Below are 19,424 nucleotides of genomic sequence, written 5' to 3'. Positions count from 1 at the left end.
GGCGGTCACGGGGTTCGGCTGGCCTCGTCTGCCTTCTCCTGTCCAGGCGCCACATGGCAACATAAACCGCGACGACAGCGAGCCTGGCGACGACGAAAGAGGACGGTCTGTGAGCAAAGCCGATGGCAAGAACGGCGTGCCCAGCACGCTGACCACGATCCCGTTGACCGACCCGCACGCCAAGCCCGCCGAGTCGTCGATCGGCGACCTGATCAAGGACGCGACGACCCAGGTCTCCACGCTGGTGCGCGCCGAAGTCGAACTGGCCCGCGCCGAAATTACCCGCGACGTCAAAAAGGGCCTCACCGGTAGCGTCTTCTTCATCGCCTCGCTGGTGGTGCTGTTTTACTCCACCTTCTTTTTCTTCTTCTTCGTCGCCGAGCTGCTCGACACCTGGCTGTGGCGCTGGGTGGCGTACCTGATCGTCTTCGGGATCATGGTGGTGGTCGGCGCCGTGCTGGCCCTGCTGGGCTTCCTCAAGGTCCGCCGGATTCGGGGGCCGCGCGAGACGATCGAATCGGTCAAGGAGACCCGCACCGCGCTCACCCCGGGCCATGACAAGCAACTCACCGGGAGCCACGGCAGGCACGCGAAGCGCGACGCCGCCGGCGATCCCTCGGGTGGGTAGATGCCGCCGCCCGATCCGTCGGTAACCCGCATCGACGGGCCGTGGCGCCACCTGGATGTGCACGCCAACGGCATCCGCTTTCACGTCGTCGAGGCTGTCAGCGCCCGCGACGCCGGTGGACTGCCGCCGACGGCGCGGCCGTTGGTGATGCTCTTGCACGGATTCGGCTCGTTCTGGTGGTCCTGGCGTCATCAGCTGCGCGGCCTGGCCGGCGCCCGCGTGGTGGCCGTCGACCTGCGCGGCTACGGCGGCAGCGACAAGCCGCCCCGCGGCTACGACGGGTGGACGCTGGCCGGGGACACGGCCGGGCTCATCCGGGCGCTGGGGCACTCCTCGGCGACGTTGGTCGGCCACGCCGACGGCGGGTTGGCCTGCTGGGCCACCGCGCTGCTGCATTCGCGCCTGGTGTCGGCCATCGCGCTGATCAGCTCGCCGCACCCGGCGGCATTGCGGCGCTCCACGCTGACGCGCCGCGACCAGGGTTATGCGCTGTTGCAGACCCTGCTCCCCTACCAGGTGCCGTTATGGCCCGAGCGCCTGCTGACCCGCGACGACGCGGCCGAAATCGAACGCCTGGTCCGAAGCCGCAGCTGCGCGAAATGGCTTGCATCCGAGGACTTTTCCGAGACCATCGGCCACCTGCGGACGGTGATACAGATCCCGGGCGCCGCGCACTGCGCGCTGGAATACCAGCGCTGGGCGGCGCGCAGCCAGCTGCGCGACGAAGGCAGGCGGTTCATGAAATCGATGTGCCAGCGGCTCAGTGTGCCGCTGTTGCACCTACGCGGTGAGGCGGATCCCTATGTGCTGGCCGACCCGGTCGATCGGACGCGACGTTACGCGCCGCAGGGGCGCTACGTATCCATCGCGGGCGCAGGGCATTTCAGCCACGAAGAGGCCCCCGAGGAAGTCAACAGGCACCTGATGAGGTTCCTCGAACAGGTGCACGGCTCCCGGGCCGGCCTCAACTGACGCAGGACCCGGTGCCCACCGTCTGGGTGTCACCGATTTTGGCGAGCTGACCGGCCACCTCGTCGGCGGTCAGCACAAAGCCGGTGTCTGGGTCGTCGACGGCCGCGCCGAACACCACCCCGAGCACGTGGCCATCGAGGTCGATCAACGGTCCGCCCGAATTGCCTTGCTCCACACCGGCTCTGATCGTGTAGACGTCGCGGGTGACCGGCGCCGGGTCCCGGTAGATGTCGGGGCCGCTCAACTTGATCAGCTCCCGGATCCTGGCCGGGGTCGCGGTGAAGTTGCCCCCGCCCGGATACCCCAGCACGACGACGCTGGCACCCGTCTTCGCCTCGGTCTGCGCGAACGGCAACGGTGGCGGCGGCAGGTTGGGAACCGCCAGGATCGCGACGTCGACCGACGGATCGTAGGACACCACGGTGGCGTCGAGGGGATTGCCGCTGGCGTAGATCTGAACGCTGTTGGAGCCGGCCACAACGTGCGCATTGGTCATCACCCGGTCGGGCGCGATCACGAATCCGCTGCCCTCCAACACCTTCTGGCAGCTGGGGGCCAGGCTGCGCACCTTGACCACGCTCGGAGCGGTGGCCTGCACCACCGGGTTGCGGGCCAGCTCGGGGTCGGGCGAGGCGACCGGAATGACCGGAGTGCGGCTGAACGGCTCCAACACCGCCGGCAACCCGGAGGTGTTCAGCAGCGCGGACAGCCGCTTGGGCACCGTCTTGAGCCACGGCGGCGCTACCTCGTTGACCTGAGCCAACACTCGCGAACCCCGGACCGCTGCGGCCAGCTCGGGCTGGTCCTTCGACTGGGTCAGCGGCGTCGCCAACAGCCACGCGGCCGTCAGCACCACGACGAGCTGCACCCCAACGCCGATCACCGAGTCGAGGGTTCGGATCGAGCGGCTGCGGATCGCGCCCCGGACGGCGCGTCCCAACACCACGCCGGCGACCTCGCCGATGACGACGAGCGCGAGGATCAAGAACAGTGCCGCAAACAATTTGGCGCGCGGCGCGGCGATGTGGCTGACGAGGTGGGGCGCAAGCAACACCCCCGCGATGGCACCGAGCAACACCCCCACGAACGACAGCAGCGACCCCAACGCCCCGGACCGCCAGCCCGAGACCGCCGCGATGAAGGCGACCGCCAGCACGGCGATATCCAACCACTGCGACGGGGTCATCGAATTCATGTTCATCGGCGGGGCTCACCCCGGTCACCGACCAGCGCCATCGCCGCGTCCAACTCCCGCTCGTCGGTGGTGTCCCATGGCTGCGCCCAGCCGGCGACGTCGAGCAGTGCGGAGATCACCTGGCCAGTGAATCCCCAGACCAGCATCTCGTTCAGCAGAAACGCCGGGCCGGCCCACCGGCGGCCGAGGTCGCCGCGGTACACCATCAACCGGTTTTCCGGATTGATGAAGGCGCGCACCGGAACTCGCGCGACGATCGCCGTCTCGGCCTCGTTGACGACGGCCACCGAACCGGGGTCCGGCGAGTACGCCAACACCGGCACGACGTGAAACTGCGAGGGCGCGATGAACATCCGCTCCATGGTGGCCAGGGGATGAAGCCTGCTGACGTCGATTCCGGTTTCCTCATGGGCCTCGCGCAGGGCGGTGGCCACGGGGCCGTCGTCGGTGGGATCGGCGGCGCCGCCGGGGAATGCCGCCTGGCCGGCGTGGTGGCGCAAGGTCGACGCCCGCACGGTGAGCAACAGGTCGGCGTCGTCGGGCGGGCCGCCACCGGGCGGGCCGGATTGCGGGCCGGAGAACAACACCAGGACCGCGGCGTCGCGGGCGGCTCCGCGCAGGGTGGTGACCGCCGATGCGGCCTTGGTGGTGATCATCGCCAGCACGTCGGCCGGCAGGCGGCGCCGGGCCGCGTCGGGGACGTCGTCGACGTGGTCGACCAGCGGACGCAGCCAGGACGGGCAGGCGTCAGGTGTCAGCGGAACGGTCCCGCGCGCGGGGGCGGGGTCCCCATTCCGCAGGGGCGAACCCCCAGCACTCACGGCCCCTCCAGTCGGTTCAATTTTTCCGCTTATCCCCTGTCGGTTCCGATCGCCGCGGCGATCTCGTCGGCAGTGGTGAAAGCGCGCGGCAGCGTCTGCGCAACGCTACCGTCCGGCCGCAGGACCACCGTCGCGGGCATCACATTTACCACCCGCAGGGCGGCCGCGACGCGGCGCCGGCCGTCCTGCAGGGTCGGCAGCCGAACGCCGAGCTCGGCCAGCCGCAGCAACGCGGCGGTCTCGTTCTCGTCTTGATGCACCGTCACCACCGTCACGTCCGAACCGACCCGTCGTTGATACTCGGCCATCGCGGGCAGTTCGGCGGCGCACGGCGCGCACCAATATGCCCACAAGTTGAGGACCACCCGGCGCCCGGCGACCGCGCGCGCGACGTCGACAACCGAACCGTCGGCGGCGCATTCGGCGGTCACGCCGCGCAGCGCCTCGGGACCGGGACCGCTTGCGGCGGCGGGACAGGGCGGCAGGCCGGCGCGTTGCCGCGGACCCGCCAGCGCGGCGGGGGTGTCGGCGTCGCGGTGTTCCCGGTTCGCCGCCGCACGATCGGTCGCCGGCGTCCCCGGCGTGGCGGAGTTGTCGCGCAGCTGGGCCACCAGCGCCGCGATCAGCGCCACCACCACCGCCAGAATCGCGATGGTCCAGCGGGTCGTCCGGCTCAACGTCTCCTGCCCCGGGTGCTTAGAGCCCGGCCAGCGCCAGCAGGTGCTCGGTTTCCGGGCCCTTCACCAGCGGCGCGGCCAGCGGCGCCTCGGTGGGACCCAGCCCGAAGGAGGGGCAATCCTTGGCGATCAGGCAGACGCCGCATGCGGGTTTGCGCGCGTGGCACACCCGGCGGCCGTGGAAGATCACCCGGTGGCTCAGCATCGTCCACTCGCTACGCTCGATGAGCTCGCCGACCGAGTGCTCGATTTTGACCGGGTCCTTGTCCGTGGTCCAGCGCCACCGGTGCACGAGCCGCGCGAAATGGGTGTCGACGGTGATGCCGGGGATCCCGAAGGCGTTGCCCAGGATGACGTTGGCGGTCTTGCGGCCCACGCCGGGCAGGGTGACCAGTTCGGCCATCGTCGGCGGCACCTCGCCGTCGAACCGTTCGACCAGGGCCTGCCCCAGGCCGATCAGCGAGGACGCCTTATTGCGGAAGAACCCGGTCGGGCGGATCAGGTTTTCCAGTTCGGCGCGGTCGGCTTGGGCGTAATCCAGCGCCGACGGATACCGCTTGAACAGCGCCGGCGTCGTCAGATTGACCCGCTTGTCGGTGCTCTGCGCAGACAGGATGGTGGCGACGGTCAGTTCCAGCGGCGTGGTGAAGTCCAGCTCGCAGTGCGCATCCGGAAACGCTTGTGCCAGCGCACGATTCATCCGCCGCGCCCGTCGCACCAGGGCCACTCGGGATTCCTGCGACCAGCGCCCCGCGTCGACGCCATCGGGCTGGGCCGGCGTCGATTTCGAACGCCCGGACGACTTTGCCACTGTCACCTACGACAGAGTACTGATTTCGTGATCTCGCCGAGACCTCGTGTTGATGCAAGGCCATGTTTACTCTTCGTGTGTCATGGTTGCTGGTGGCCGGGGTTCCGGTGCTGCTGATGCTCGCGGCGCTGGGTCTGGGGCGGCTCGAATCCGAGCTCACCCGTGCCCCCCTGGCGGTGGCCGATGTCGACGAATTTCTCGAACGCGCCGGCGGTGTCGACATGCGCACGCTGGCCGCCGAGGGCATGCCCGAGGCGCTCGAATACCTGCATCGACGCGAGGCCCGGCAGCTGCCCGGCCCCGCGTTGACGGGGCGCAACGACGGGCCGCGCCACGCCGCGCCGTCATTCGCCGTCGGCTTCGTCGACCGCGACGAGATGACCCTGCCAACGCGAATCCACGGCCATTCGCACGTCAATCCGCAATTTAGGGCACCTCGACACGCCAATCGTGTGTAGCGTTGGCACGTTAGACACAATGGCGTTCCTCTAGACTCGTCACGCGAGCAAGGGATCAGCCTGCCCGTATACATTAATTTTCTGGGAAAGTTGAAGAGGCAACGTGGACGAGATCCTGGCAAGGGCAGGAATCTTCCAAGGGGTTGAGCCCGGCGCGGTCACGGCGCTGACCAAGCAGCTGCAACCCGTCGACTTCCCCCGCGGACACACAGTCTTCGCTGAGGGGGAACCGGGGGATCGGCTCTACATCATCGTCGCGGGGAAGGTGAAGATCGGTCGCCGCTCGCCCGATGGACGCGAGAACCTGCTGACGATCATGGGCCCGTCGGACATGTTCGGCGAATTGTCGATCTTCGACCCGGGTCCGCGGACTTCCAGCGCCACCACCATCACCGAGGTGCGTGCGGTGTCGATGGACCGCGACGCGCTGCGGGCGTGGATCGCCGATCGCCCCGAGATCGCCGAGCAGTTGTTGCGGGTGCTGGCCCGACGGCTGCGCCGCACCAACAACAACCTGGCCGACCTCATCTTCACCGACGTGCCCGGCCGGGTGGCCAAGCAGCTGCTGCAGCTCGCCCAGCGTTTCGGCACCCAGGAAGGTGGCGCCATGCGGGTCACCCACGACCTGACGCAGGAGGAGATCGCCCAGCTGGTGGGGGCTTCCCGCGAGACGGTGAACAAGGCGCTGGCCGACTTCGCCCACCGCGGCTGGATCCGCCTCGAGGGCAAGAGCGTGCTGATCTCCGACTCCGAGAGGCTCGCGCGCCGAGCGAGGTAAGCGCGCGCGAAGCGCGGGCGCAACCGAGCGAGAATCCCACCCCGAGCGAGGTAAGCGCGCGCGAAGCGCGCGCGCAATCCTGGTCTGCGAGCGCTTCGTGGCTGCAATTTGCGGCGCTCAATTTCGCAATGGCGTTACGCTCGCGAACGCTCGCCGGGCGACTCCGCGCTAGCCGCGCAGGTGGTTCAGCTGCACCTGCACCGACCATTCGGCGGCATCCCACAGCTTCTCGTCGACGTCGACGTAGACGTGCTCGACGATCTGGCGGGCCCCCGCGTCCTCGCCGAGCTCGCGCAGCGCGGATCGCACCTGCTCCAGCCGCTCATGCCGGTGCGCGATGTATCCGCGCGCGACGGCCTCCAGGTCGGACAGCTCCGGCCCGTGCCCGGGCAGCGCGGCGCGGCGGCCCAGCCCCCGCAACCGGTGCAGCGATTCCAAATAGTCGGTGAGACTGCCGTCTTCGGAGTCCATCACCGTGGTGCCGCGGCCCAGGATCGTATCGGCGGTCAGCACGGCATCGTCGAGGACGAAGGACAGCGAATCGGCGGTGTGGCCGGGGGTGGCCATGACCTTGATCCTGAGTCCGGCCGCATCGATGACCTCGCCGTCGACCAGCTCGCCACCCAGCCCACGCAGAAAGCCACTGCCCGCCGACCGGACCGTCGCGCCGGTGCGCTCGACGAGCTTGTCGATGCCGTCGGTGTGGTCGCCGTGCCGGTGGCTGATCAGCACCAAACCGATGCGCCCCAGCGCGGCGACCCTCGCGATGTGCTCGTCGTCGTCGGGGCCGGGATCCACGATGACCAGCTCGTCGCTCCGCGGGCCGCGCAGCACCCAGGTGTTGGTGCCCTCCAGCGTCATCAGGCCCGGGTTGTCGGCCAACAGGACCGAGACCGTGTCGGTGACCGCCCGCAACCTGCCGTATGCGGGGTGAGTCGGCGGCTCGGCAACCTCGGTCACGACCGTCAGCCGACCTCGACGATCAGCTCCACTTCCACCGGCGCGTCCAGTGGCAGCTCGGAGACGCCGACCGCCGAGCGCGCGTGCGCGCCCCGGTCGCCGAAGACCTCGCCGAGCAGGTCGGAGGCCCCGTTGATGACGCTGGGCTGGCCATTGAACCCGGGAGCCGATGCGACGAAGCCGACCACCTTCACCACCCGGGTCACCGAGTCGATGCCCACCAGGGAATCGACCGCCGCCAACGCGTTGAGCGCGCAGATCCGCGCCAGCGCCTTGCCCTCGTCCGGGGTGACCTCCGCGCCCAGCTTGCCGGTGCCCGCCAGCTTCCCGGCCCGCATCGGCAGCTGGCCGGCAGTGTAGACCAGGTCGCCCGTGCGCACCGCCGGCACATAGGAGGCCAGGGGCGCGACCACCTCCGGCAGCGCGAGATCGAGCTCGGCCAGTCGGGCCTTCCAGGAAGGCTGGGCGCTCATCTCTACTTGGGGCGCTTGAGGTAGGCGACGTGCTGTTCGCCGGTCGGGCCGTTCAGCACGGACACCAGCTCCCAGCCGTCGGCGCCCCACTGGTCGAGGATCTGTTTGGTGGCGTGCGTCAGCAACGGGACGGTGACGTACTCCCAGGCGGTCGGTTGGCTCATGCGGCGAGCTTATCGGTCGGAGGTGAACCGCTCCGGCCAGCCCGGCCGGGCTAGCATGCGAAGGTGGCAACCACATCGAGCGGCGGCAGCGCCGTCGGCTGGCCGGCGCGCCTGACCAAGGCCCGCTTGCATTTTGTGACCGGCAAAGGCGGTACCGGCAAGTCGACGATCGCGGCGGCGCTGGCGCTCACGCTGGCGGCCGGCGGCCGCAAAGTCCTCCTCGTGGAAGTCGAGGGCCGCCAAGGGATTGCGCAACTCTTCGACGTCCCACCCCTGCCCTATCAGGAGGTGAAGATCGCGACCGCCGAACGCGGCGGTCAGGTCAACGCCCTGGCGATCGACATCGAGGCCGCATTCCTGGAATACCTCGACATGTTCTACAACCTGGGCATCGCGGGCCGCGCGATGCGCCGCATCGGTGCGATCGAGTTCGCGACGACCATCGCGCCCGGCCTGCGCGACGTGCTGCTCACCGGGAAGATCAAAGAGACGGTGATCCGCGTCGACAAGAACCGGCTCCCGGTGTATGACGCGATCGTCGTCGACGCGCCCCCGACGGGCCGGATCGCGCGGTTTCTCGATGTCACCAAGGCCGTCTCCGATCTGGCCAAGGGCGGCCCCGTGCACTCGCAGGCCGACGGCGTCGTGAAGCTGCTGCACTCCGAGCAGACCGCCATTCACCTGGTCACCCTGCTGGAGGCGCTGCCCGTCCAGGAAACGCTCGAGGCCATCGAGGAGCTCGCCGACATGCAGCTGCCGATCGGCAGCGTGATCGTCAACCGCAACATCCCCTCCTACCTGCAACCGGCCGATCTGGCGAAGGCCGCCGAGGGGGACGTCGACGCCGACTCGGTGCGGGCCGGGCTGGAAAAGTCCGGAATCACGTTGAACGACAACGACTTCGCCGGCCTGTTGACCGAGACCATCGAGCACGCGACCGTGATCGCCACCCGCTCCGAGATCGCGCAACAGCTCGACGCGCTGAAGGTCCCGCGGCTGCAACTTCCGGCGATCTCCGACGGGGTCGATTTGGGCAGCCTTTACGAACTGTCGGAATCGCTTGCACAGCAGGGAGTTCGATGAGCACCACGCCGAAACCGCTTGATATGGCCGCTATCCTGGCCGACACGTCGAACCGGGTGGTGGTGTGCTGCGGCGCGGGCGGCGTGGGCAAGACGACCACCGCGGCCGCGATCGCCCTGCGCGCCGCCGAATACGGCCGCAACGTCTGCGTCTTGACGATCGATCCGGCCAAGCGGCTGGCCCAGGCGCTGGGGGTCAACGACCTCGGCAACACGCCGCAGCGCGTCCCGCTGGCGGCGGAGGTTGAAGGCGAGCTGCACGCGATGATGCTCGACATGCGTCGCACCTTCGACGAAATGGTGGTCCAATACTCCGGACCCGGTCGCGCACAAGCGATTCTGGACAACCAGTTCTATCAGACCGTCGCCAGTTCGCTTGCGGGCACGCAGGAATACATGGCGATGGAGAAGCTTGGCCAGCTGCTGGCCGAGGATCGCTGGGACCTGGTGGTCGTCGACACCCCGCCGTCGCGCAACGCGCTGGACTTCCTGGACGCGCCGAAGCGGCTGGGCAGCTTCATGGACAGCCGGTTGTGGCGGCTGCTGCTGGCGCCGGGCCGCGGCATCGGCCGGTTGGTCACCGGCGCAATGGGTTTGGCCATGAAGGCAATGTCGACCATCCTGGGCTCACAGATGCTCGGCGACGCCGCCGCGTTCGTGCAATCGCTGGACGCCACCTTCGGCGGCTTCCGGGAAAAGGCGGACCGCACGTACGCGCTGCTGAAAAGGCGTGGCACGCAATTCGTCGTGGTGTCGGCGGCCGAGCCCGACGCGTTGCGCGAGGCGTCCTTCTTCGTCGACCGGCTGTCGCAGGAAGGCATGCCGCTCGCCGGGCTGGTCTTGAACCGCACGCATCCGACGTTGTGCTCGCTACCGGCCGAGCGGGCGATCGACGCCACCGAGATGCTGGAGCACGACACCGATTCCGAAGCCGCGTCGCTGGCCGCGGCCGTGCTGCGGATTCATGCCGACCGCGCGCAGACCGCCAAGCGGGAAGTCAGATTGCTCTCCCGATTCACCGGAGCCAATCCGCACGTGCCGGTCATCGGCGTTCCTTCGCTGCCGTTTGACGTGTCGGATCTGGAAGCGCTGCGGGCCCTCGCCGACCAGATCACGTCGGTCGCCTAGGGCCCCACTCGGTCAGCCCGCGGTGCGGCTTCTGCTCTTGTCGAAGAAGTCCGCCCAGGACACCACCTCGGGGTGCTGCTTGAGCAGCGCGCGGCGTTGCCGCTCGGTCATGCCGCCCCACACCCCGAACTCGACCTTGTTGTCCAGCGCGTCTGCCGCGCATTCCTGCATCACCGGGCAGTGCCGGCAGATCACTGCCGCCTTGCGCTGGGCCGCGCCACGGACAAACAGTTCGTCGGGATCGGTCGTGCGGCAGAGCGCCTTCGAGACCCAAGCGATCCGTTCTTCAGCATCGACGCTGCGGAGTACACCTTGTGCGGCTGCGATGTTTGTCCTACGCGCCGCCGGCCGTATTGGTGACACGAATCGTTCCCTTTCCCTACCGGCCGCCCGTCACGGCCGCCCTCCTTGGGTGCAGATCCAACCCTGCGATCTACGCCTCACCATGTACATCGGTGTTACCTGAATCTCACCGTGTGTCTAAGTTAGGTGGTCAGGTGCCAATTGCGCAACAGTCCGATAACGCTTTTTTTGGGACGAGCGTGCCGTCTCGTCCAAAAAATCCGGCGGGAAAGTGATCTTGCACACTGGGCTACCCGTCTGACCTGTGACGCAATCGCAAATTCTCGGTGCGCACCCGAGGGGCCCGGGCGCCGAAATTTTTGGGCGAAGTTGCAGCGTGGCGGCGTGACTGGGGGCCGCTACTGTAGTACCCATGTCAGACCGCCCCCCGGCCGCGCTCACGATCTTGAAGCTCGCGGGGTTCTGTTTGTTGGCCAGCGTCGTCGCCACCGCGCTCCTGTTTCCCGTCGCCGGCGGCATAGGGCTGGTGTCCAATCGGGCCTCCGAAGTGGTCGCCAACGGCTCCGCGCAGCTGCTCGAGGGCGAGGTGCCGGCGGTGACGACGATGGTCGACGCCAAGGGCAACACCATCGCGTGGCTGTATTCGCAGCGCCGGTTCGAGGTGCCCAGCGACAAGATCGCCAACACGATGAAGCTGGCGATCGTCTCCATCGAGGACAAGCGGTTCGCCGACCACAACGGGGTGGACTGGAAGGGCACCCTGACCGGGCTGGCGGGCTACGCGCGCGGTGACGTGGACACGCGCGGCGGGTCGACCATCGAGCAGCAGTACATCAAGAACTACCAGCTGCTGGTCACCGCGAAGACCGACGCGGAGAAGCGCGCGGCGGTGGAAACCACCCCGGCGCGCAAGCTGCGCGAGATCCGGATGGCGCTGACGCTGGACAAGACCTTCACCAAGCCCGAGATCCTGACGCGGTATCTGAACCTGGTCTCGTTCGGCAACAACTCGTTCGGCGTGCAGGACGCCGCCCAGACCTACTTCGGCATCAACGCCTCCGACCTGAACTGGCAGCAGGCGGCGCTGCTGGCGGGCATGGTGCAATCGACCAGCGCGCTCAACCCGTACACCAACCCCGAGGGCGCTCTCGCGCGGCGGAACCTGGTGCTGGACACCATGATCGAGAACATCCCGCAGGAGGCCGAGGCGCTGCAGGCCGCCAAGGCCGCGCCGCTGGGCATCCTGCCGCAGCCCAACGAGTTGCCCCGCGGCTGCATCGCGGCGGGCGATCGGGCGTTCTTCTGCGACTACGTGCAGGAGTACCTCTCCCGGGCCGGGATCAGCAAGGAACAGGTGGCCCGGGGCGGCTATCTGATCAAGACGACGTTGGACCCGGACGTGCAGCTGCCGGTCAAGGCGGCCATCGACAAGTTCGCCAGCCCGACGCTGCCGGGCATCTCGAGCGTGATGAGCGTGATCCAGCCCGGCAAGACGTCGCACAAGGTGATGGCGATGGCCAGCAACCGCACCTACGGGCTGGACGTCGACGCCGGTCAGACCATGCGCCCGCAACCCTTCTCCCTGGTCGGCGACGGCGCGGGATCCGTCTTCAAGATCTTCACCACGGCCGCGGCCCTGGACATGGGGATGGGCATCAACGCCACCCTCGAGGTGCCCGGCCGGTTCCAGGCCAAGGGCATGGGTAGCGGCGGGGCCAAGGGCTGCCCGAAGGACAACTGGTGCGTGGTCAACGCCGGTAACTACCGCGGGTCGATGAACGTGACCGACGCGTTGGCCACCTCACCCAACACCGCGTTCGCCAAGCTGATCCAGCAGGTCGGGGTGACGCGCACGGTGGACATGGCGATCAAACTCGGGCTGCGGTCCTACGCCGACCCCGGCACCGCCCGCGACTACAACCCCGACAGCAACGAGAGCCTCGCCGACTTCGTCAAACGGCAGAACATCGGATCGTTCACCCTGGGCCCGATCGAGGTGAACGCGCTGGAGCTGTCCAACGTCGCGGCCACGCTCGCCTCGGGCGGCACCTGGTGCCCGCCGAACCCGATCGACAAGGTGGTCGACCGCAAGGGCAACGAAGTCGCGGTGACGACCGAGACCTGCGATCAGGTGGTCCCCGAGGGGCTGGCCAACACACTGGCCAACGCGATGAGCAAGGACGCGTTGGGCGGCGGCACGGCGTCCGGTTCGGCCGGCGCGGCGGGCTGGGACCTGCCGATGTCCGGTAAGACGGGCACCACCGAAGCCCACCGCTCCTCGGGCTTCGTCGGATTCACCAACCACTACGCGGCGGCCAACTACATCTACGACGACTCCACCAACCCCACGGACTTGTGTTCGTCCCCGTTGCGGCACTGCGGCGAGGGCGACCTCTACGGCGGTAACGAGCCCGCGCGCACGTGGTTCACCGCGATGAAACCGATCGCCACCAACTTCGGCCCGGTGCAACTGCCGCCCACCGACCCGCGCTACGTCGACGGCTCCCCCGGGTCGCGGGTGCCGAGCGTGGCGGGCCTGGACATCGACGCGGCACGCGCGCGCATCAAGGAGGCCGGCTTCCAGGTCGCCGACCAGAACAACTTCGTCAACAGCAGCGCGAAGCAGGGCGAGGTGGTCGGCACGACACCGAGCGGCGCGACGATTCCGGGCTCGATCATCACCATTCAGGTCAGCAACGGCATCCCGCCCGCCCCGCCGCCGCCGCCCGAAGGGGCGCCGGTGCCGGTCGGCTCGCAGGTCGTCGAGATTCCGGGGCTGCCGCCGATCACCATCCCGTTGATGGCGCCGCCACCGCCGGCCCCGCCCGGTGCGCCGCCGCCGTAAATCTGATTGCGTCGTGACGCACGAGATACGCTGCCCGTCCGCGACCGGCAGTAGGCTGCCATCATGGCGAACGTTATGCCCGTCCTGATACGTGCCGGTGCCGCGGCGCTCGGTTCGAGCGTCGCCGGCCTCGGCTATGCCGCGATCATCGAGCGCAACGCCTTCGTCCTGCGCGAGATCACCATGCCCGTGTTGAGCCCGGGTTCCACACCGTTGCGCGTGCTCCACATCAGCGATCTCCACATGACGCCCGGCCAGCGGCGCAAGCAGGCGTGGCTGCGGGAGCTGGCCGGCTGGGAGCCGGACCTGGTGGTCAACACCGGCGACAACCTGGCCCACCCGAAGGCCGTCCCGGCGGTCGTCCAGGCCCTGGGCGACCTGCTGTCGCGGCCGGGTGTCTTCGTGTTCGGCAGCAACGACTACTTCGGGCCGCGCCTGAAGAACCCGCTGAACTACGTGACCAACCCGTCGCACCGGGTCCGCGGCGAGCCGCTGCCCTGGCAGGACCTGCGGGCGGCGTTCACCGAGCGCGGCTGGCTCGACCTCACCCACACCCGGCGCGAGTTCGAGGTGGCGGGCCTGCACGTCGCCGCCGCGGGCGTGGACGACCCGCACCTCGACCGGGACCGCTACGACACCATCGCGGGCCCGGCCAGCCCCGCGGCGAACCTGCGGCTGGGGCTGACCCACTCCCCGGAGCCCAGGGTGCTGGACCGCTTCGCCTCCGACGGCTATCAACTGGTGATGGCCGGGCACACCCACGGCGGACAGGTCTGCCTGCCGTTCTACGGCGCCCTGGTGACCAACTGCGGCCTGGACCGCTCGCGCGCGAAGGGGCCGTCGCGGTGGGGCGCGCACATGCAGTTGCACGTCTCCGCGGGGATGGGCACCTCGCCGTTCGCGCCGGTGCGGTTCTGCTGCCGGCCCGAGGCGACCATGCTGACGCTGATCTCCACCCCGATGGGCGACCGCGACGCGGCCAGCGACCTGAGCCGTTCGCAGCCAACAGCTTCGGTGCGTTGACTGACCGGACCCGGATCGCGGTCCGCAGCCGCTCACGGTGCTGGACCGACAATGCGATCCGGCTGATCCACGCCGACGCCCGCCGCAGCGCCGACACCCACCTGCTGCGCTATCCGCTGCCGTCGGCGTGGAGCACCGACGTCGACGTCGCGCTGTACCTCAAGGACGAGACCACCCACATCACCGGCAGCCTCAAGCACCGGCTGGCCCGCTCGTTGTTCCTCTACGCCCTGTGCAACGGCTGGATCGACGAGGGCACCACGGTGGTCGAGGCGTCGTCGGGTTCGACGGCGGTGTCGGAGGCCTATTTCGCGGCCCTGCTGGGGCTACCGTTCGTCGCGGTGATGCCGGCGGCGACGAGCGCATCGAAGGTCGCGCTGATCGAAGCCCACGGCGGCCGTTGCCATTTCGTGCAGAGTTCCAGCGAGGTGTATGCCGAAGCCGAGCGCGTCGCCCGCGAAACCGGCGGGCACTACCTGGACCAGTTCACCAACGCCGAACGCGCCACCGACTGGCGGGGCAACAACAACATCGCCGAGTCGATCTTCGAGCAGATGCGCGAGGAGCGCTTCCCCGTCCCGGAATGGATCGTGGTCGGCGCCGGCACCGGCGGGACCAGCGCCACGATCGGGCGCTACATCCGCTATCGCCGCCACACCACCCGGTTGTGCGTCGTCGACCCGGAGAACTCCGCCTTCTTTCCCGCCTACGCCGAGGACCGCGACGACGTTCTGATGCCCACCTCGTCGCGCATCGAGGGCATCGGCCGGCCGCGGGTGGAACCGTCGTTTCTCCCCGGCGTGGTCGACCGCATGGTGGCCGTCCCGGACGCGGCGTCGATCGCCGCCGCGCGCCACGTCAGCGCCGTGTTGGGGCGCCGGGTGGGGCCGTCCACCGGCACCAACGTGTGGGGCGCGTTCGGCCTACTGGCCGAGATGGTCGCCGAAGGCCGCAGCGGTTCGGTGGTGACGCTGCTCGCCGACAGTGGCGACCGCTACCGCGACACCTACTTCAGCGACGAGTGGGTCGCGGCGCAGGGACTGGACCCGACGGGCCCGGCCCGGGCGCTGGTCGAGTTCGAGCGTTCTTGCTCGTGGGAGTGACGTGGCGCACCGCGGTTTGGCGAGCCGCTAGCCCGGTGCGATAGGCTGTCGGAGCTTCAGGCGGGGTGTGGCGCAGCTTGGTAGCGCGCTTCGTTCGGGACGAAGAGGCCGTGGGTTCGAATCCCGCCACCCCGACCACTTAGGTTTTGCTCGTCCGGTGTCGGTCGCAATCACCCAAAACCCGGCCGATATAGTGGATCTCACCGTAATGCTGAGCAGACAGCATTGACATTCGTCGCCGTCATAACTGACAAATGATCGCCTCGCGAGACCGCAGGCTGGGAGAAAACGGCGCGGGTTTTTGCCTGGAACCGGTCTCGACGCACGAAGGCGACATTCAGTGACCAATTTCGACGATCTCACCCTGCTCACCGACGTTCTGCGGGCCATCTATTCGGCGGACGCGGCCGACTTCCCTCGGGTGCTGGACGAGCTGACCAGGGCGGCGGCGCGCTGGGTGCCCGGGGCGCAGGAGGCGGGGATCACGGTCACCAGCCGGCAGAACGAGGTCAGCACCCCCTCGGTCACCGACGACTGCGCCAGGTTGCTCGACGAGTTCCAGCAACGCCACCTCGAGGGGCCGTGCGTGCACGCCGCGTGGACCCGGAAAGTCGTCGTCATCGACGACCTCGGGAGCGACTCGCGCTGGCCGAAGTATCAGGCGGACGCCCTCGCGTACACGCCGGTGCGCAGCGTCCTGTCACTGCCGATGTACGCCGACGAGCTCAGCATGGGGGCGCTGAACTTCTATGCCGAACGCCCGCACGCCTTTTCCGACGATTCCCGCCGGGTGGCCGCCGTCTTCGCCGCGCTGGGCGCCCTGGCGTGGAGCAACGTCGTCCGCACCCAACAGTTCAGGGAGGCCCTGAGCACCCGCGACACCATCGGGCAGGCCAAAGGCATTCTGATGGAGCGCTACGACCTCGATGACCACACGGCGTTCAACACGCTGATCAAACTGTCGCAGAGCACGAACACCCCGCTGCGCGAGATCGCGCGCCGGGTCATCGAGGACACCACCCGGCGCTGAGGCGCACCGTCCGAACGCGCTGCGGCCCAGGGCATCTCGCGGCCGTTAGTTCCCCCGCACGGGAATGGGCGCCACCCGCGTCCAGTTCTGCAGCTGGGTGCGCCCGACCAGCCGGCATTGATGGGTGCCGGCCAATTGGCGGGCCGCCTTCGTGAACGTCTGGTTGGTCACCACGACCGCCCGATTGCAGCCGTGGTGGCGCGACCCGGAAACGACCTGTTGCACCGCGGCGACGCCGACGGCCTTGGCCAGCCTTTTGCACTGCACCGCCATGCGGACGCCGCCCCTTTTGGCGATGAGGTCCACCCCGTAGTCGCCGGTGCTCGCGGTCGGCGTGACGGTGTAACCCGCGACGCGCAGCTGGGCGGCGACGAATTCCTCGAATTCGGTACCGGACATGCGGTCGATGGCCCGCAGCCGGGATTTCGCGTGTTTGAGGTCGCGGCGGCGGTGGGCGTCGGCCTGACGGCGGTCCCGCTGCACCGAAAGCCACCACAGCACGGCGACCGCGAGCGCGAGCCCGCCGAGGCCGGCCAAAAACCCCGCCGGCGGGCTGCCGGTGGCCTGCTGCGTGAAATACCAAGGGAGAGCTAACCCCAGCAGGAGGAGCGACCCGAGAACCTTCTCCATGACTCCTCAACGTGCCGTTCGCGCCGACGCAGACTTGTCCGATGAACCTAGTTCAAGCCTGTGACATTTCGGCGCAGGCGCGAGACGGCGCCACGCCGCGGCCGGGGCGCTATCGGCGCGTTACGCGCAGTCGGCGCAGACCGGCAGGCCGGAGCTGGAGCGACGCAACCGGCTGCGGTGCTGCACCAAAAAGCAACTCGAGCAGGTGAACTCGTCGGCCCGCTGGGGAATCACGGTCACCGTCAGCTCCTCCCCGGACAGGTCGGCGCCGGGCAGCTCGAAGAAGTGGACATCGTTGGGGTCCTCGTCGACCACGGTGGTGCCGGCCCCGTGCAGGGTCGGTGCCAGCTCGCGCAGCGAGGACTTGTCCTGGGTGTCGTTGTCGGATACACGGCGTGCGTCGTAGTCAGTGGTGGTCGCCATCGGAGTTCCTCCCTGCTCTCAGACGGGCTGACGCACTTTGCTGTACTCACCCGTGGCGCAGGCAGTACCCCGTTCACGCGCGCCCTACACCGATCTGGGGCAAGAAATTTCGGCCGCCGCACGCATCCGCTTACGCGCCAGCGGGTCCCCCCGGCGTCCCGGCGTCGCCGACCGGACGCCGCCGGGGCAACCTAACGCGGTCGCTCGCGAGATCCGTTGAATGCCAGCGTTATTCGCAACGGAGCGGCGACGAGGGCCGCCGCCGCCACGCCGCTCAGCCGCCGGCCGGTGTCAGCCCGGCCCGGCGTGGGTATGCCCACCACATGACGTTGCGACCCGATGCGGGCGCCCCCGCCGTCCTGTTCGACGTCGACGGCACCCTGGTGGATTCCAACTACCTGCACGTCCACGCGTGGCGGCGCGCGTTCGACGCCGAAGGCATCGTGGTGGCGTCGTGGCAGATCCACCGCCGCATCGGCATGGACGGCTCAACGCTGGTGCGGACGCTGTCCGACGACGCGCCCGACGACGTGCAGGAGCGGCTCAGCGACAAGCACAGCCACTACTACCGCGAGATCACCGCGTTGTCAGAACCGCTGCCCGGGGCCCGCGCCCTGCTGCGCCGCGTCGCGGACCTGGGACTGCAGGTCGTGCTCGCCAGCTCGGCGCCCGAGGACGAATTGGCGATCTTGCGCAAGGTGCTCGATTGCGATGACGTCATCTCCGAGACGACCTCGTCCCGTGACGTCGACACCGCCAAACCCGAACCGGGCATCGTGCACGTGGCGCTGGACCGGGCCCGGGTGGATGCCCGGCACGCCGTCTTCGTCGGGGACGCCGTCTGGGACGCGCACGCCGCGGCGGCCGCGGGAGTGCCCTGCATCGGGCTGCTCAGCGGCGGCATCTCCCGCGCGGAGTTGCAGGAGGCCGGGGCCGCCCCGATCTTCGCCGATCCGCAGGACCTGCTCGACCATCTGGAAACCACCCGGATCGCGGAGTTGTCGCCCGGCCGCTGACTACATTCCGTGCGTGCGCAGCGTCAGGGGTAACGCCCACCAGAAGATGGCAAACAGCGCCAGGGCGCAGGCTCCGGCGATGAACCCCACCGTCGCCCCGGCCACCGCGACAAAGACGATTGCCGTGACCCCGGTCAGCGCCGTGCCCAGCAACGCCAGCCCGGCGTAGGCACACCGGTGCGCGGCCGACACCAGCGCCTGGAGGCGGTGCCGCCGGAACAGCAGCCGGTGAATGGCGACCGGGGCGATCAGCAGCACGGTTGCGCCCACCGAACACCCCACCGTCACCAGGTACACGATCCGCATCGGTCCGCTGAGCACGTCGAAGCGCTGCTGGAACGGCAGCGTCAACAAGAACCCGGTGAGCAGCTGCACGCCGGTCTGCACCACGCGCAACTCCTGCAGCAGGCTGTTCCAATTGCGGTCCAGCCGTTCGATTTCGGTTTCACCGCGCTGGCTGCGGTCCCATTGTTGGTCGTCTTCCGGATGATCGACACCCATGGCTGCCGGCGCCCCGGTTGCTAGCCGTTGAGTTTGCCGTCCCGCACCGCGGTCAGCGCGTCGTCGAGCGTCGGATACAGCGGGAAGGTCTTGTCCAGACCGGTCAGATGGATCGGCCGCCTGGTGGCCGGGCCGCGCGCGACCACGCCGAACCCGGTGTCCTTGCCCAGCTTCTCGTACGTCGCGGCCAGGATCTTCAGCCCCACCGAGCCCAGGAACTCCACCGCCGAGAGATCGATGACCAGTGCGGTGGGACTCTCCGCGACGACCGCGCCGATGGCCTGTTCCAGGGCAGGAGCCGTGACCAAATCGATTTCGCCGCTGACACTGACCACGGAAACGCCGTCGTGGTCCTCAACCAACGTGGTAATCGAATCAGGAGCTGACAATGGCAATCCTTTGT

The 19,424-nt window shown here is 68.7% G+C and carries 23 protein-coding genes and 1 tRNA gene; 12 read left to right on the top strand and 12 right to left on the bottom strand.

The genetic code is table 11. The annotated features are described in order from the left end of the window. The first annotated feature begins 109 nt into the window (after positions 1-109). Together OCU_RS27020 and OCU_RS27015 are read left to right on the top strand one after the other, a co-directional pair. Positions 110-628, top strand: coding sequence for a phage holin family protein (locus tag OCU_RS27020; protein ID WP_014378948.1), 519 nt, complete (start codon positions 110-112; stop codon positions 626-628). Further along, positions 629-1,600 carry an alpha/beta fold hydrolase gene (locus OCU_RS27015; protein ID WP_014378947.1) on the top strand — a complete coding sequence of 324 codons (972 nt, stop codon included), beginning with the start codon at positions 629-631 and terminating at the stop codon, positions 1,598-1,600. On the opposite strand, the gene marP is transcribed toward OCU_RS27015, so the two are convergent. Genes marP through nth form a run of 4 tightly spaced genes read right to left on the bottom strand, consistent with a single transcriptional unit; the run spans position 1,593 to position 4,993 of the window. Continuing rightward, a complete protein-coding gene (marP, locus tag OCU_RS27010; RefSeq protein WP_008263368.1) occupies positions 1,593-2,786 on the bottom strand; it encodes an acid resistance serine protease MarP in 1,194 nt (397 codons plus the stop codon). The two genes, OCU_RS27015 and marP, sit on opposite strands and share 8 nt — an antisense overlap. An 11-nt stretch (positions 2,787-2,797) precedes the next feature. Next, positions 2,798-3,616, bottom strand: a complete 819-nt coding sequence (locus OCU_RS27005; protein WP_014378946.1) for an NUDIX hydrolase — start codon at positions 3,614-3,616, stop codon at positions 2,798-2,800. Between the two features lie 29 nt (positions 3,617-3,645). Next, positions 3,646-4,293, bottom strand: a complete 648-nt coding sequence (locus OCU_RS27000) for a TlpA family protein disulfide reductase (RefSeq protein ID WP_014378945.1) — start codon at positions 4,291-4,293, stop codon at positions 3,646-3,648. Between the two features lie 19 nt (positions 4,294-4,312). Beyond that, positions 4,313-4,993 (bottom strand): endonuclease III, encoded by a 681-nt coding sequence (gene nth, locus OCU_RS26995; protein ID WP_009954795.1) that lies wholly within the window; start codon positions 4,991-4,993, stop codon positions 4,313-4,315. A gap of 173 nt (positions 4,994-5,166) precedes the next feature. On the opposite strand from nth, the gene OCU_RS26990 reads away from it, so the two are divergent. Both OCU_RS26990 and crp read left to right on the top strand, forming a co-directional pair. Next, a complete protein-coding gene (locus tag OCU_RS26990) occupies positions 5,167-5,562 on the top strand; it encodes a hypothetical protein (protein WP_232065629.1) in 396 nt (131 codons plus the stop codon). Between the two features lie 103 nt (positions 5,563-5,665). Beyond that, a complete protein-coding gene (crp, locus tag OCU_RS26985) occupies positions 5,666-6,340 on the top strand; it encodes a cAMP-activated global transcriptional regulator CRP (RefSeq protein WP_007772229.1) in 675 nt (224 codons plus the stop codon). Between the two features lie 168 nt (positions 6,341-6,508). Here the strand turns inward: crp and OCU_RS26980 are convergent, their stop codons facing one another. From OCU_RS26980 to OCU_RS50860, 3 genes are read right to left on the bottom strand one after another with little or no spacing between them, the layout of a single operon-like run. Further along, entirely contained in the window at positions 6,509-7,300 is a 792-nt protein-coding gene (locus OCU_RS26980; RefSeq protein WP_014378942.1) for an MBL fold metallo-hydrolase, read from the bottom strand. Positions 7,301-7,305: 5 nt separating this feature from the next. Next, positions 7,306-7,773 (bottom strand): RidA family protein, encoded by a 468-nt coding sequence (locus OCU_RS26975; protein WP_008263347.1) that lies wholly within the window; start codon positions 7,771-7,773, stop codon positions 7,306-7,308. A gap of 2 nt (positions 7,774-7,775) precedes the next feature. Further along, positions 7,776-7,937, bottom strand: coding sequence for a DUF4177 domain-containing protein (locus tag OCU_RS50860; RefSeq protein WP_008263345.1), 162 nt, complete (start codon positions 7,935-7,937; stop codon positions 7,776-7,778). A 63-nt stretch (positions 7,938-8,000) separates the two neighbouring features. Between OCU_RS50860 and OCU_RS26970 the strand changes: the two genes are divergently transcribed. Together OCU_RS26970 and OCU_RS26965 are read left to right on the top strand one after the other, a co-directional pair. Continuing rightward, positions 8,001-9,020 carry an ArsA-related P-loop ATPase gene (locus OCU_RS26970; protein WP_008263344.1) on the top strand — a complete coding sequence of 340 codons (1,020 nt, stop codon included), beginning with the start codon at positions 8,001-8,003 and terminating at the stop codon, positions 9,018-9,020. Beyond that, complete coding sequence (locus OCU_RS26965) at positions 9,017-10,147, top strand: ArsA family ATPase (RefSeq protein WP_008263342.1); 1,131 nt, start codon at positions 9,017-9,019, stop codon at positions 10,145-10,147. The genes OCU_RS26970 and OCU_RS26965 overlap by 4 nt, the downstream gene beginning before the upstream one ends. Positions 10,148-10,159: 12 nt before the next feature. Here OCU_RS26965 and OCU_RS26960 read toward each other — a convergent pair whose 3' ends face one another. Continuing rightward, entirely contained in the window at positions 10,160-10,510 is a 351-nt protein-coding gene (locus OCU_RS26960; RefSeq protein ID WP_008263340.1) for a WhiB family transcriptional regulator, read from the bottom strand. 352 nt (positions 10,511-10,862) lie between these two features. On the opposite strand from OCU_RS26960, the gene ponA2 reads away from it, so the two are divergent. The 5 genes from ponA2 to OCU_RS26935 all read left to right on the top strand — a co-directional run bounded on the left by ponA2 (position 10,863) and on the right by OCU_RS26935 (position 16,451). Continuing rightward, on the top strand, positions 10,863-13,295 hold the full coding sequence (ponA2, locus tag OCU_RS26955) for a transglycosylase/D,D-transpeptidase PonA2 (RefSeq protein WP_008263338.1): 2,433 nt from the start codon (positions 10,863-10,865) through the stop codon (positions 13,293-13,295). 63 nt (positions 13,296-13,358) lie between these two features. Then, complete coding sequence (locus OCU_RS26950) at positions 13,359-14,318, top strand: metallophosphoesterase (protein ID WP_009954789.1); 960 nt, start codon at positions 13,359-13,361, stop codon at positions 14,316-14,318. Next, a complete protein-coding gene (cds1, locus tag OCU_RS26945; RefSeq protein WP_009954788.1) occupies positions 14,315-15,421 on the top strand; it encodes an L-cysteine desulfhydrase Cds1 in 1,107 nt (368 codons plus the stop codon). The genes OCU_RS26950 and cds1 overlap by 4 nt, the downstream gene beginning before the upstream one ends. 61 nt (positions 15,422-15,482) lie before the next feature. After that, positions 15,483-15,559, top strand: a tRNA-Pro gene (locus tag OCU_RS26940). Positions 15,560-15,761: 202 nt separating this feature from the next. Next, the gene (locus OCU_RS26935) at positions 15,762-16,451 is read left to right on the top strand and encodes a GAF and ANTAR domain-containing protein (protein WP_009954787.1); all 690 of its coding nucleotides are present in this window, start codon (positions 15,762-15,764) and stop codon (positions 16,449-16,451) included. Between the two features lie 45 nt (positions 16,452-16,496). Here the strand turns inward: OCU_RS26935 and OCU_RS26930 are convergent, their stop codons facing one another. Continuing rightward, on the bottom strand, positions 16,497-17,081 hold the full coding sequence (locus tag OCU_RS26930; RefSeq protein WP_009954786.1) for a restriction endonuclease: 585 nt from the start codon (positions 17,079-17,081) through the stop codon (positions 16,497-16,499). 120 nt (positions 17,082-17,201) lie between these two features. Then, positions 17,202-17,504: a DUF4193 domain-containing protein gene (locus OCU_RS26925; RefSeq protein WP_014378938.1), complete on the bottom strand. Its 303-nt coding sequence runs from the start codon at positions 17,502-17,504 to the stop codon at positions 17,202-17,204. Positions 17,505-17,827: 323 nt separating this feature from the next. Here OCU_RS26925 and OCU_RS26920 point away from each other — a divergent pair, with 323 nt between their 5' ends. Further along, a complete protein-coding gene (locus OCU_RS26920) occupies positions 17,828-18,520 on the top strand; it encodes an HAD family hydrolase (RefSeq protein ID WP_014378937.1) in 693 nt (230 codons plus the stop codon). Here the strand turns inward: OCU_RS26920 and OCU_RS26915 are convergent, their stop codons facing one another. Continuing rightward, positions 18,521-19,021: a DUF6328 family protein gene (locus OCU_RS26915; RefSeq protein ID WP_009954783.1), complete on the bottom strand. Its 501-nt coding sequence runs from the start codon at positions 19,019-19,021 to the stop codon at positions 18,521-18,523. A gap of 20 nt (positions 19,022-19,041) precedes the next feature. After that, positions 19,042-19,410 (bottom strand): STAS domain-containing protein, encoded by a 369-nt coding sequence (locus OCU_RS26910; protein ID WP_008263316.1) that lies wholly within the window; start codon positions 19,408-19,410, stop codon positions 19,042-19,044. Positions 19,411-19,424 lie beyond the last annotated feature (14 nt).

This window comes from Mycobacterium intracellulare ATCC 13950 (assembly GCF_000277125.1).
Taxonomy (GTDB): domain Bacteria; phylum Actinomycetota; class Actinomycetes; order Mycobacteriales; family Mycobacteriaceae; genus Mycobacterium; species Mycobacterium intracellulare.
This window is presented reverse-complemented; position numbering and strand designations above follow the sequence as displayed.

Excerpts from the sequence above, each read along its gene's own strand:
- OCU_RS27015 (WP_014378947.1), top strand. The coding sequence starts at position 629 with ATGCCGCCGCCCGATCCGTCGGTAACCCGCATCGACGGGCCGTGGCGC.
- marP (WP_008263368.1), bottom strand. The coding sequence starts at position 2,786 with ATGACCCCGTCGCAGTGGTTGGATATCGCCGTGCTGGCGGTCGCCTTC.
- nth (WP_009954795.1), bottom strand. The coding sequence starts at position 4,993 with ATGAATCGTGCGCTGGCACAAGCGTTTCCGGATGCGCACTGCGAGCTG.
- OCU_RS26990 (WP_232065629.1), top strand. The coding sequence starts at position 5,167 with ATGTTTACTCTTCGTGTGTCATGGTTGCTGGTGGCCGGGGTTCCGGTG.
- OCU_RS26975 (WP_008263347.1), bottom strand. The coding sequence starts at position 7,773 with ATGAGCGCCCAGCCTTCCTGGAAGGCCCGACTGGCCGAGCTCGATCTC.
- OCU_RS50860 (WP_008263345.1), bottom strand. The coding sequence starts at position 7,937 with ATGAGCCAACCGACCGCCTGGGAGTACGTCACCGTCCCGTTGCTGACG.
- OCU_RS26965 (WP_008263342.1), top strand. The coding sequence starts at position 9,017 with ATGAGCACCACGCCGAAACCGCTTGATATGGCCGCTATCCTGGCCGAC.
- ponA2 (WP_008263338.1), top strand. The coding sequence starts at position 10,863 with ATGTCAGACCGCCCCCCGGCCGCGCTCACGATCTTGAAGCTCGCGGGG.
- OCU_RS26950 (WP_009954789.1), top strand. The coding sequence starts at position 13,359 with ATGGCGAACGTTATGCCCGTCCTGATACGTGCCGGTGCCGCGGCGCTC.
- OCU_RS26930 (WP_009954786.1), bottom strand. The coding sequence starts at position 17,081 with ATGGAGAAGGTTCTCGGGTCGCTCCTCCTGCTGGGGTTAGCTCTCCCT.
- OCU_RS26925 (WP_014378938.1), bottom strand. The coding sequence starts at position 17,504 with ATGGCGACCACCACTGACTACGACGCACGCCGTGTATCCGACAACGAC.
- OCU_RS26920 (WP_014378937.1), top strand. The coding sequence starts at position 17,828 with ATGACGTTGCGACCCGATGCGGGCGCCCCCGCCGTCCTGTTCGACGTC.
- OCU_RS26915 (WP_009954783.1), bottom strand. The coding sequence starts at position 19,021 with ATGGGTGTCGATCATCCGGAAGACGACCAACAATGGGACCGCAGCCAG.